Below are 10,537 nucleotides of genomic sequence, written 5' to 3'. Positions count from 1 at the left end.
GTACACCCAGTCGGCCCAGGCGGCGTCCGAGGCGCTCGTGACGATCTGGAAGATGATCGGCAGCACGAAGAACACGGCCACCAGCGTGAAGATCGCGCCGGCGCTGTGCCGCATCAGGGTGCCGACGGCGAGGGAGAACGCCGCGACCGTCGCGAGGTAGAGCACGCACCCGAGCAGCGACCGCAGCTGCTCGTCGTCGGACAGGTCCACCGAGAGCCGCGCCGCGTCGAGCAGCGGACGCGTGACGAGGTACGCGACCGCCAGCGCGACGGCGGCCACCACGGCCGTCGTCACGACGATGACGACGAGCTTCGCCCACAGGCTCGGCAGGCGGCGGGGGACGGCGGCGAACGTCGAGCGGATCATGCCCGTCGAGTACTCGTTGGTGACGATGAGCGCGGCGAGCACGGCGACGGCGAGCTGCCCGAACGAGTAGCCGAGCGTGACCACCGTGGTGCCGGTCATCCCCATCGACTGGAACCCGGGGTCGTTGCCCATCCCCTCGGCCATCTCCGCGTTGTCGACAGAGACCCGCATGATGCCCGCCATCATCAGCGCGAACCCCACCATCACGACCGCCGTGATGATCGCGGTCCACACCGTCGAGCGCAGGGTGCGGAACTTGATCCACTCGCTGCGCAGCACGCGCGGGAACGTCACGGGGCGGACGGCGACTGCGGGCACGTCGGGCGTGGGGGCCGGGCGATCGGCGGTGGCGGTCATCGGTCGGCTCCCGTCGCCTCGGCGGTGTGCGTGCCCGGGTGCGCGCCGCCCGCGACGGCGGTGACGTCCTCGGTGCGGTACTCCACGGCGTCGGAGGTGAGCGCCATGTACGCCTCCTCCAGGGTGGACCCCTGCGGGGTGAGCTCGTGCAGGACGACGCCGCCCGCGGCGGCGACCTCGCCCACGCGGGCCGCCTCGAGGCCCGTGACCCGCAGGGCGCCGTCGTCGCCCGCCGCGACGTCGCCCCCCTCGCGGCGCAGGGCGTCGGCGAGGTCGGTGGCCTGCGGGGAGCGGACCACGACGGTGCGGCCCGCCGAGCCGTCGACGAGGTCCCGCACCGGGGTGTCGGCGAGGATCCGACCGCGCCCGATGACGATCACGTGGTCCGCGGTGAGCGCGACCTCGCTCATGAGGTGGCTGGACAGGAACACGGTGCGGCCCTCGCTCGCCAGGTAGCGCGCCAGGTTGCGCACCCACAGCACGCCTTCGGGGTCGAGGCCGTTGACGGGCTCGTCGAGGATGAGGGTGCGCGGGTCGCCGAGCAGCGCGACGGCGATGCCGAGACGCTGCCCCATGCCGAGCGAGAAGCCGCCGACCCGCTTGCGCGCCACGGCGGTGAGGCCGGTGAGCTCGACGACCTCGTCGACGCGGGTCGGCGCGATCCCGTGCGTGGCCGCCAGCGCCTGCAGGTGCTGGCGGGCCGTGCGGCCCGGGTGCACCGCCTTCGCCTCGAGCAGCGCGCCCACCTCGGCCAGCGGCCGGGCGTGCTGCGCGTACGGGCGGCCGTTCACGGTGACGCGGCCCGCCGTCGGGCGGTCGAGCCCCATGATCATGCGCATGGTGGTGGACTTCCCGGCGCCGTTCGGGCCGAGGAAGCCCGTGACCGTGCCCGGCCGGACGGTGAACGTCACGTCGTCCACCGCCAGCTTCGGTCCGTATCTCTTGGTCAGGCCGTGCGCTTCGATCATGTCGTCCCCGGGTCGTCCGTCGGGTGCCGTCGCCTCGTGCTGCTGGTCGCGTGCCGCCGTCCCGTCCCGCTGTCACAGCGTCGTCGTCCGCGGGCACGGTCGGTCACGAGCCTACGTGCGGGCCGCGCGGTCGTCATGGGCGGGACCGGGTGATCCCGGGCGGGTGCGGCATGCTTCGGGCATGGATCCCGACCGGCGACCGGACCCCCGCCCCGACGACCTCGACCTCGCGCTGCGCGCGGCGCTCGCCGGCGCGGAGCTGGGCCTGGCGTACTTCGCCCGGGTGCAGGGCCTCGCGCGCGACCACAAGGTCGACGGGTCGGTGGTGACCGAGGCCGACCTCGCCGTGGAGGAGGAGGTGCGCCGAGTGCTGCTCGCGGCGCGGCCCGACGACGCGTTCCTCGGCGAGGAGACGGGCGAGCTCGGCGCAGGGGACCGCCGGTGGATCCTCGACGGCATCGACGGCACGCTCGTGTTCGTCGAGGGCGACGACCGGTGGCAGACCCTGATCGCGCTCGAGGAGGACGGCGAGGTCACCGTCGGCGTCGCGATCCTGCCCGCGCAGGGGCAGGTCTGGTACGCCGCCCGCGGCCGGGGCGCGTTCGTCGCGGACGTCGTCGGGGGCCGGGTGACGGCGGACCGGCCGCTGCGGGCGGGCGGTCCGCCGGAGTCGCTCCGCGCGTCGCGGACGGCGGTGCTGCCCCCGGTCGCGATGATGCCGGAGCGGTACCACGCCGAGGTCGACCGGCTCGTCCGTGCCGTCGAGGTGGCCGACTGGCGTGTGCACGGCGCCCTGCTCGTCGCGTCCGGCGAGCTCGACCTCGCCGTCCAGGTGGGCGGGAAGGTGTGGGACTACGCGCCGCTGTCCCTCATCGTGACCGAGGCGGGCGGCGTCTTCGGCGGCGACGACGGGAGGCCGCACCCCGTCGCCGGCACCGGCGTCTTCGCGGGTCACGAGGTCACGGCCGCGGCGGCGCGTGACGTACTGGGCGATGTCGGGACGCCGGGAACCTATCCGGGCACCGATGCGTTCCCTACGATGGAACGCACGGCCAGCGACCCGGCACTGCGCGCGCGACGACCCGTCGTCGGGCACCCGGCAGCCGCGACCAGGAGGAGTTCATGAGCAACCCCGTCTTCTCGAACAGCGACGTCTTCGGCGAGCCCCGCCGTACGGGCGCGCGTCCGGGGGCCCGCACCGGGGGCACCGCGACGGCGCAGCCGCAGTACGGGGCCTACGGCGCCGGCATCACGGGTGCCCAGGCCGCCGACGCCGCGAGCCTCGACGCCATGTACCAGGCGCCGTCGGCCACCACGGCCGACACCAAGCGCCTCACCTACGACGACGTCGTCATCAAGACCGGCGGGCTGCTCGCGCTGCTCGTCGTGGTGGCCGCCGCCACGTGGACGATGGCGCCGGGCATCTGGCCGGTCGGCATGATCGTCGGCCTCGTGCTGGGCCTGGTGAACGCGTTCAAGCGCAACCCCAGCCCCGTGCTGATCATGCTGTACACCGTCGCGCAGGGCGTGTTCCTGGGCGGCATCTCGAAGTACTACGAGTCGTTCTACGACGGCGTGGTCGGCCAGGCCGTGCTCGCCACGATCTGCACCTTCGGCGCGGCGCTGCTGCTGTTCCGCTCCGGCAAGGTGCGCGTGACCCCGAAGTTCACGCGCTGGCTGCTCATCGCCATGGTGGGCTACCTGGTCTTCTCGCTCGTCAACGTGGTCCTGGTGTGGACGGGCGTGCTCGCGGGCTGGGGCATGCGGGGCGGCACGCTCGGCATCGTCATCGGCCTGCTCGCGGTCGGCCTGGCCGCCGCGTCGCTCATCGTCGACTTCGACTCGATCAAGCGCGGCGTGGAGCAGGGCGTCCCGGCCAAGTTCGCCTGGTCGGCGGCGTTCGGCCTGCTGGTCACGCTGATCTGGCTGTACCTGGAGTTCCTGCGCCTGCTGGCGATCTTCCAGAGCAGCGACTGACGCTCCGGCTCGGCACGAACAGACCGACGGCCGGTCACCCCGCGGGGTGGCCGGCCGTCGCCGTGCCCGGTGCCGGTGCGCGCCGCACCGCCCACGCGACCAGCAGCAGGCCGGCGGCGACGAGGACGCCGTGCGCGACGCGCACCGCCGGGGTGCCGAAGAACTGCGGCAGGTAGAGCAGCAGCCCGGCGGCCAGCGGGACGCCGACCCACCGCGGACCTGCGCCGCCCCGCCACATCGCGACGGCCGCGAGCACGCCCGCCGCGGCGACCAGGGCGAGCCCCAGGCCGAAGAGGGTCATCGCGGCGGGCTGCTCGCGGAGCACGTCGACGTCCGCGAGCAAGGCCGGGTCCTGCGTGCGTAGCGCGGCCTGCGCGATCGTGCGGATGCCGAAGATCTCGGCGCCGAAGTAGAGGGAGCTGAGCGCGGCCCCGGCCCAGGCGGTGACGACGGCGGCGGTGGCGGCGCGCGCACCCGGGGCGACGGTGCCCGGGGCACCGCTCCCGCACAGCAGCGCCCGCAGGCCGAGGAGCGTCGGCGCGAGCAGGCCGAGCCCCGCGATCCCGCACAGGTGCGCCAGCACCCACCGGTCGGAGGCGAACGACTCCGCGAGCGCGAGGCTCGGCACGGACTCGTCGGGCCACGGTCGGAGCACGGGGAAGAGCAGCAGGAGCACGCCGGCCGCGACGGCGCTGCCCGCGGTCCAGGCTGCGATCCGGGTGGTGGGCGTCGGGGTTGCCGTCGGGGCGGGTGTCGTCGTGCGCGCGGCGTGGGTCGTGCGGGTCATGACTGCTCCTTCGGTGCGGGCGGGGGCGCGTCCGCGAGGGTGGTGACGCCGGCGACGAGCATGTCGACCAGGGCGTCGAAGCTGCGGTCGAGGTCCTCGGGCAGGCGGAAGCCGCCGGCGAGCTCGAGCGAGACGAAGCCGTGCACGCCGGCGCGCACCACGCGGACGGCGTCGATCGTGCGGTCGTCGGGGAGGCCGAACCCGTGCAGCACCGCCCCGACGAGCCCGACGACGCGGGCCCCGGCGGCGCGGTGCTCGGCGTCGTCGGGGGCGTCGGGGTCGGGCGCGAGCTGGACGGCGGCGTACCGGCCGGGGTGCGCGCGGGCGTAGTCCCGCCACGCGCGGGCGAGGGCGCGCAGGGCGTCGGGACCCGCGCGGCCGACGGTCGCCGCGGCGCTCGCAGTCGTCAGCTCGTCGAGGGCGACCAGCGCGACCTCGCGGCGCAGCGCCGCCAGCGAGCCGACGTGCTTGTACAGGCTGGGGGTGGCGACCCCGGCGGACGCGGCGACCTTCGCGAGCGTGAGGTCGGCGAGACCGGTCGGGCCGCCCGCGTCGACCTGCTCCAGGGCGAGGCGGACGACGGCGTCCCGCGACAGCCCGGCCCTAGGCACGGGCACCCCGCTCGTCGGCGCCGTTCTCCTGGGTGGCAGGGGAGGCGGGGAGTCCGGCGAGGAAGTCGAGGACGGCCGGGGTCACGACCTCCGGCGCCTGGTGCTGCGGGTAGTGGCCGACGCCGGGGACGAGGAGCTCTTCGCCGCCGAGCGCGTCCCGCATCCGCGCGAGCTCCGCGCCCGCTTCCTTGTAGTCGGGGTCGAGCTCGCCGACGACGACGAGCGACGGCGCCTGGACCTTGGCGACGAGCGGCTCGATCACGGAGTGGTCGAGCGCGACGGCAAGGTCGCGGAAGGAGCGCAGGTGCGCCGCGTCGGCCATGCTGCGGCGGATGCTCGCGACGTGCTCCGCGTGCCGGGGGGACTTGCGGCCCTTGGCGAACATCGAGGTGTAGAGCGACGCCCACGCCGCGGCGCCCCACGGGCGGACGAACACCGCGCGGTACAGGAGGCGGTTCATACGGATCTGGGCCGGGGTGCCGTGCTCGCGCAGGTGCGGGGCCACCAGCACGAGCGCGCGCACGAGCTCGGGGCGCTGCGCGGCGGCCCACACGGCGGCGGACCCACCCATCGAGCTGCCGACCAGCACCGCGGGGCCGGCGTCGAGGTGCTCGACGAGGGCAACGAGGTCGGTGCCCGTCTCGACGTCGCCGTGCGTGCGGAACGTGGTGTCGGAGTCGCCGTGGCCGCGGAGGTCGGCGACCACGACGCGGTGGCCGGCGGCGAGGAGCGCGGGGACGAGGTCGTCGTAGGTGGAGCGCAGGTCGCCCATGCCGGGCACCGCGACCACGAGCGGGCCCGTGCCCGCGTCCGTGTAGGCGATGCGCCCCTCGGGACGGCTGAGGTGCTGGATCGACGCGGTCTGCTTGATGTCCATAGCCACAAAGCTAATATCATTAGCCTGATGGCGCAAGAGGTTCGCCGAAGAAAGTTCTGCGCCCGTGTCGATCCCGTCGTTCCCCGTTCGACCTGGGGATGAGAAGGTCACCAGGAGGGTGACCGCGATCACGACAGGGAGCAGACCGATGGCCAAGTACATGCTGATCATGCGAGGGACCGACGAGGGCCAGGCCGCCTACGAGGAGATGGACTTCACCGAGGTCATCGCCGCGATGGGCCGCTACAACGAGTCGATGATGAACGCCGGCGTGCTCGCCGCGGGCGAAGGGCTGTCCGACGCGTCCGAGGGCGCCGTCGTCGACTTCTCCACCGACACGCCCGTCGTCACCGACGGTCCCTACGGCGAGACCAAGGAGCTGTTCAACGGCTTCTGGATCGTCGACGTCGCCTCCAAGGAGGAGGCGATCGAGTGGGCCAAGCGGGCGCCGCTGAGCGGTGCGGGCACCAAGCTCGAGGTGCGTCGCGTCAACGGTCCCGAGGACTTCCCGCAGGACGACGAGTGGGTGCAGAAGGAGCAGGGGTGGCGCGAGGAGCAGGCCCAGCGGGCCCAGTGAGCGCCGTCGAACCGCACGACGAGGGCCGCGCCGGCGACGGCGCGGCCCCTCGTCGCGTCGTCGAGGCGGTCTGGCGCATCGAGTCCAGCCGCATCGTCGGCGCGCTCGCCCGGTACACGAACGACTTCGCGCTCGCGGAGGACGTCGCGTCGGAGGCGCTGGCGGAGGCGCTGGTCACCTGGCCGCGCGACGGGGTCCCGCGCGACCCGGTGGCGTGGCTGCTCGCGACCGGGCGGCGCCGCGCGATCGACGCGTTCCGGCGCCGCTCCGGGCGCGACGAGCGGTATGCGGCGCTGGCCCGCGACCTCGGCGAGGGCGGCGCCGTCACGGGCGGGCCGGGTTCCGTCCCGGCTCCGGCCGACGACCTGCTGTGGGACCCGGACAAGATCGAGGACGACCGCCTCGCGCTGCTGTTCGTGGCCTGCCACCCCGTGCTGTCCAAGGAGGCGCGGGTCGCGCTGACCCTGCGCGTGGTGGCCGGCCTGACCAGCGAGGAGATCGCGCGGGCGTTCCTGGTGCCGGTGCCCACGGTGCAGGCGCGCATCACGCGCGCGAAGAAGACGCTGACGGCGGCGCGCGTGCCGTTCGAGGTGCCGGCCGCCGAGGACCGCGCGGAGCGGCTCGGCTCCGTGCTGAACGTCGTCTACCTCATCTTCTCTGAGGGGTCGACGGCGTCGGGCGGCGACGACTGGATGCGTCCGGACCTGGCGTACGAGGCCGTCCGCCTCGCCCGTGTCCTGACGCGCCTCGCCCCCGAGCCGGAGACGTTCGGGCTGCTCGCGCTGCTGGAGCTCACCGCGGCGCGGTTCCCCGCGCGCACCGGGCCGGACGGCGAGCCCGTGCTGCTGGAGGACCAGGACCGGCGCCGGTGGGACCGGTCCGCGGTCCGGCGGGGGCGCGACGCGCTCGCCCGGGCGGTCGCCGTCGGGCGCGGGCTGGGGGCGTACGGGCTGCAGGCCGCGATCGCGGAGCAGCACGACGTCGCGCCGTCCGTCCCCGAGACCGACTGGGAGCGCATCGTCGTGCTCTACGAGGCGCTGGGCCGCGTGGCGCCGTCGCCCGTCGTCGAGCTCAACCGCGCCGTCGCGGTCGCGATGGCGGCGGGCCCTGTCGCCGGCCTCGCCGTCGTCGACGACCTCGTCGCGCGCGAGGTGCTGTCCGGGTCGTACCTGCTGCCGTCCGTGCGCGGCGAGCTGCTCGCGCGGCTCGGCCGGAACGACGAGGCGCGCGCGGAGCTGGAGCTCGCCGCCCGCCTGTGCGGCAACGCCCGCGAGCGCGGCGTGCTGGAGGCGAAGGCCGCCGCCCTCTGACCCGCGACCTGTCAGACCCAGGTCGTGCCATAGGCCCCTGTGGCTCTGACAGGTCGCGGTCGCCGTGACTTGTCAGACCCAGGTCGGGCTATACCCTCACCTGGCTCTGACAGGTCGGCGGGGGAGGGTGGCGACGGCGACGCCGGCCAGGGCCAGCACGCCGCCGAGCAGGACGACGGCGGCGGGCACCTCGTCGAGCAGGGCCCAGGACATCAGCACGACCAGCGGCGGGACGGCGTACGTCGACGCCGCCGCGCGACCGGCGCTCACCCGGGCCAGGGCGTACCCCCAGGTGGTGAACGCGATCGCGGTCGGGAACACGCCCAGGTAGACGACGCCGAGCAGGGACGACGACGGCGCGGCGGACGCCTGCGAGATCAGCGCGGGCAGGAACGGCAGCGCCGCGACGGTGCCGGCGAGGCAGCCGAGCCAGGTCATGGTGAGCGCGTCGGCGTGGGGGAGGAGGCGCTTCTGCAGCGTGGCGGCGCCGGCGTAGAGGACGGCGGAGGCGAGGCCGAGCGCCACGCCGACGACGTCGAACCGGCCCGTGGTCGTCGCGACGGCGATGACGACCACGCCCGTGAACGCGACGGCGATGCCCGCGAGCAGGCGGCGCGGGAAGCCCTCGCGCAGCAGGACGCCCGCGAGGACGGCGACGAGCATCGGCGCGATGTTGACCAGCAGCGCGGTGGTGCCGGCGTCGAGGTGCTGCTCCGCGGCGTTGAGGGTGAGGTTGTACGCGCCGAACCAGGCCACGCCCCAGGCGAGCACGAGCAGCAGCACCCGGCCGCGCGGGAGGCGCACGGGGGTGCGGCGGCGGGCGCGGGCGACGAGCAGGATCACGGTCAGCGCCACGGAGCCGACGGCGACCCGGCCGAGGGTGAGCGCGCCGGCGTCGAGGTCGTGCCCGACGGCGCGCACGCCGACGAACGCGGAGGCCCACAGCACGACGGTGACGGTCATGGCGGCCGCCGTGAGGGCGCCGGCGCGGCGGACGGTGTTCCCTGGCGTGGCGCTCGGTGCGGGCGGCGCGGTGCGCGCGGTGGTCTCGGCCATGGGAATGATCGTGCCCTGCACTGTCACGTGAGCACCAGTTCAGATATCTACCGAACGCTTCAGTCGCGCTGTATCGTCGCGAGCATGCTCGACGTCCACCGCCTCCGCGTCTTCCGCTCCGTCGTCGCCAGCGGCTCCGTCGCCGCGGCGGCAGCCAACCTCGGGTACACGCCGTCCGCGGTGAGCCAGCACGTCGCCGCGCTGCAGCGCGAGACCGGACTGCAGCTGCTCGCCCGGCACGGCCGCGGCGTGCGGCCCACCGCGGCGGGGCAGGCGCTCGCCGCGCAGGCCGACGGGCTGCTCGCCCGCCTCGGGGAGGTGGAGACGTTCGTCGCCGACCTGCGTTCCGGGCGCTCCGGCAGCCTGTCCGTCGCCTACTTCGCCTCCGTGGGGGCGGCGTGGCTGCCGGCCGTCGTCAGCTCGCTCAGCACCGGGTTCCCCGGGGTGCGGCTCGACCTCGAGCTCACGGAGGAGATCCCCACCGACCCCTCGAGGCGCGCCGACCTGCAGCTCGCCGTCGCGCAGCCCGACTTCCGCCCCGCCGCCGGCACGACCGCCCACCACCTCCTCGACGACCCGTACGTCGCCGTCGTCCGCCAGGACCACCCGCTGGCCGGGCGGGACGAGATCGAGCTCGCGGAGCTGGTCGGCGACCGGTGGATCGACAACGACTTCGCGCGCGGCTGGTGCCGCCGCAACCTGCTCGAGGCGTGCCGCGCCGCCGGGTTCAGCCCGGCGTTCGCGGTGGAGGCCCACGACTACCCGACCGCCCTCGCGTTCGTCGCCGCCGGCATCGGCATCACCGTGCTGCCCGCGCTCGGCTCCGCGCGCCCCGCGGCGGGGACGGTGGCCGTGCCCGTGGTGCGGCCCGTGCCGGTGCGGTCCATCTACGCCCTGGTGCAGGACGCCGTCGCCGACACCCCGCCGGTGCTGGCCGCGCTCGCGGCGCTGCGCGACGTCGCCGGGTGCCCGGTGCCGTCCGCCGCGTAGGCTGGACGGCGCAGCCCCGCCGGGCATCGCCTGGCCTCTGCACCCCGACTCTGCACGACGACGAAGACGAGGTACCCCTGTGACCACGCTCCCCACCGCCACCGGCGGATTCGGCGACAAGCCCCAGATCACGTTCCCCGAGGGCGACGCGCCCGCCGGCCTGCAGGTGCAGGTGCTCGAGGAGGGCACCGGCCCGGTGGTCGACGCCGGCCGCACCATCGTCGTGAACTACCTGGGCCAGACCTGGGGCGGCGGCGTGTTCGACAACTCCTACGACCGCGGCCAGACCATCGACTTCCCGATCGGCGTCGGCGCCGTCATCGGCGGCTGGGACAAGGGCCTGGTCGGCCGCAACGTGGGCGACCGCGTGCTGCTGTCCATCCCGTCCGAGCACGGCTACGGCCAGCGCGGCGTGCCGCAGGCCGGCATCCCCGGCGGCGCGACGCTCGTCTTCGTCGTCGACGTCGTCGGCGTGCGCTGACACGGCGGACGAGGTAGTCCCGACCTCTCCCGAGGTAGTACGCGAGCCGCCGAGGTAGTGGACCAGTCCACTACCTCGGCGGCTCGCGTAGGCGGTCTCAACCGGTCATCGCAACACCGGGTTGGTCAGGTGGTCGAGAGTAGCTCGGCGAGTTTCTCGGCGGGGGTTGCCCAGCCGAGG

12 protein-coding genes are annotated in these 10,537 nt (G+C 74.7%); 6 read left to right on the top strand and 6 right to left on the bottom strand.

Annotated elements, in window-relative coordinates; all coding sequences use genetic code 11:
* Both ABZ493_RS21290 and ABZ493_RS21285 read right to left on the bottom strand, forming a co-directional pair.
* A partial coding sequence (locus ABZ493_RS21290) for an ABC transporter permease subunit (RefSeq protein WP_430584109.1) occupies positions 1-723 on the bottom strand: 723 nt, incomplete at its 3' end.
* Positions 720-1,691: an ATP-binding cassette domain-containing protein gene (locus ABZ493_RS21285; protein ID WP_430584108.1), complete on the bottom strand. Its 972-nt coding sequence runs from the start codon at positions 1,689-1,691 to the stop codon at positions 720-722. The genes ABZ493_RS21290 and ABZ493_RS21285, both read right to left, overlap by 4 nt.
* Positions 1,692-1,872: 181 nt before the next feature.
* Here ABZ493_RS21285 and ABZ493_RS21280 point away from each other — a divergent pair, with 181 nt between their 5' ends.
* Complete coding sequence (locus ABZ493_RS21280) at positions 1,873-2,817, top strand: inositol monophosphatase family protein (RefSeq protein ID WP_430584107.1); 945 nt, start codon at positions 1,873-1,875, stop codon at positions 2,815-2,817.
* Complete coding sequence (locus tag ABZ493_RS21275) at positions 2,814-3,668, top strand: Bax inhibitor-1/YccA family protein (protein WP_430584106.1); 855 nt, start codon at positions 2,814-2,816, stop codon at positions 3,666-3,668. Before ABZ493_RS21280 ends, ABZ493_RS21275 begins: the two co-directional genes overlap by 4 nt.
* Before the next feature lie 34 nt (positions 3,669-3,702).
* Here ABZ493_RS21275 and ABZ493_RS21270 read toward each other — a convergent pair whose 3' ends face one another.
* From ABZ493_RS21270 to ABZ493_RS21260, 3 genes are read right to left on the bottom strand one after another with little or no spacing between them, the layout of a single operon-like run.
* The gene (locus ABZ493_RS21270) at positions 3,703-4,455 is read right to left on the bottom strand and encodes a hypothetical protein (RefSeq protein WP_430584105.1); all 753 of its coding nucleotides are present in this window, start codon (positions 4,453-4,455) and stop codon (positions 3,703-3,705) included.
* A complete protein-coding gene (locus tag ABZ493_RS21265) occupies positions 4,452-5,072 on the bottom strand; it encodes a WHG domain-containing protein (RefSeq protein ID WP_430584104.1) in 621 nt (206 codons plus the stop codon). Before ABZ493_RS21265 ends, ABZ493_RS21270 begins: the two co-directional genes overlap by 4 nt.
* Positions 5,059-5,943 (bottom strand): alpha/beta hydrolase, encoded by an 885-nt coding sequence (locus ABZ493_RS21260; RefSeq protein ID WP_430584103.1) that lies wholly within the window; start codon positions 5,941-5,943, stop codon positions 5,059-5,061. Before ABZ493_RS21260 ends, ABZ493_RS21265 begins: the two co-directional genes overlap by 14 nt.
* A 148-nt stretch (positions 5,944-6,091) precedes the next feature.
* Between ABZ493_RS21260 and ABZ493_RS21255 the strand changes: the two genes are divergently transcribed.
* The gene (locus ABZ493_RS21255) at positions 6,092-6,520 is read left to right on the top strand and encodes a YciI family protein (RefSeq protein WP_430584102.1); all 429 of its coding nucleotides are present in this window, start codon (positions 6,092-6,094) and stop codon (positions 6,518-6,520) included.
* A complete protein-coding gene (locus ABZ493_RS21250; protein ID WP_430584101.1) occupies positions 6,517-7,830 on the top strand; it encodes a DUF6596 domain-containing protein in 1,314 nt (437 codons plus the stop codon). Before ABZ493_RS21255 ends, ABZ493_RS21250 begins: the two co-directional genes overlap by 4 nt.
* Before the next feature lie 96 nt (positions 7,831-7,926).
* Here the strand turns inward: ABZ493_RS21250 and ABZ493_RS21245 are convergent, their stop codons facing one another.
* The gene (locus ABZ493_RS21245) at positions 7,927-8,886 is read right to left on the bottom strand and encodes a DMT family transporter (RefSeq protein ID WP_430584100.1); all 960 of its coding nucleotides are present in this window, start codon (positions 8,884-8,886) and stop codon (positions 7,927-7,929) included.
* Positions 8,887-8,970: 84 nt separating this feature from the next.
* Here ABZ493_RS21245 and ABZ493_RS21240 point away from each other — a divergent pair, with 84 nt between their 5' ends.
* Together ABZ493_RS21240 and ABZ493_RS21235 are read left to right on the top strand one after the other, a co-directional pair.
* The gene (locus ABZ493_RS21240) at positions 8,971-9,876 is read left to right on the top strand and encodes a LysR family transcriptional regulator (RefSeq protein WP_430584099.1); all 906 of its coding nucleotides are present in this window, start codon (positions 8,971-8,973) and stop codon (positions 9,874-9,876) included.
* 79 nt (positions 9,877-9,955) lie between these two features.
* Positions 9,956-10,357 (top strand): FKBP-type peptidyl-prolyl cis-trans isomerase, encoded by a 402-nt coding sequence (locus ABZ493_RS21235; RefSeq protein WP_429733276.1) that lies wholly within the window; start codon positions 9,956-9,958, stop codon positions 10,355-10,357.
* The last annotated feature ends 180 nt before the right edge of the window (positions 10,358-10,537 follow it).

Origin of the sequence: Isoptericola sp. NPDC019482, from assembly GCF_040632295.1 — a bacterium.
GTDB lineage: Bacteria > Actinomycetota > Actinomycetes > Actinomycetales > Cellulomonadaceae > Isoptericola.
The sequence above is the reverse complement of the archived record's forward strand: the minus strand, read 5'-3'. Positions and strand labels throughout refer to the sequence as shown.

Bases quoted from the DNA above. Each gene is read 5' to 3' on its own strand.
- ABZ493_RS21285 (WP_430584108.1), bottom strand. From the start codon at position 1,691: ATGATCGAAGCGCACGGCCTGACCAAGAGATACGGACCGAAGCTGGCG.
- ABZ493_RS21280 (WP_430584107.1), top strand. From the start codon at position 1,873: ATGGATCCCGACCGGCGACCGGACCCCCGCCCCGACGACCTCGACCTC.
- ABZ493_RS21275 (WP_430584106.1), top strand. From the start codon at position 2,814: ATGAGCAACCCCGTCTTCTCGAACAGCGACGTCTTCGGCGAGCCCCGC.
- ABZ493_RS21270 (WP_430584105.1), bottom strand. From the start codon at position 4,455: ATGACCCGCACGACCCACGCCGCGCGCACGACGACACCCGCCCCGACG.
- ABZ493_RS21260 (WP_430584103.1), bottom strand. From the start codon at position 5,943: ATGGACATCAAGCAGACCGCGTCGATCCAGCACCTCAGCCGTCCCGAG.
- ABZ493_RS21255 (WP_430584102.1), top strand. From the start codon at position 6,092: ATGGCCAAGTACATGCTGATCATGCGAGGGACCGACGAGGGCCAGGCC.
- ABZ493_RS21245 (WP_430584100.1), bottom strand. From the start codon at position 8,886: ATGGCCGAGACCACCGCGCGCACCGCGCCGCCCGCACCGAGCGCCACG.
- ABZ493_RS21240 (WP_430584099.1), top strand. From the start codon at position 8,971: ATGCTCGACGTCCACCGCCTCCGCGTCTTCCGCTCCGTCGTCGCCAGC.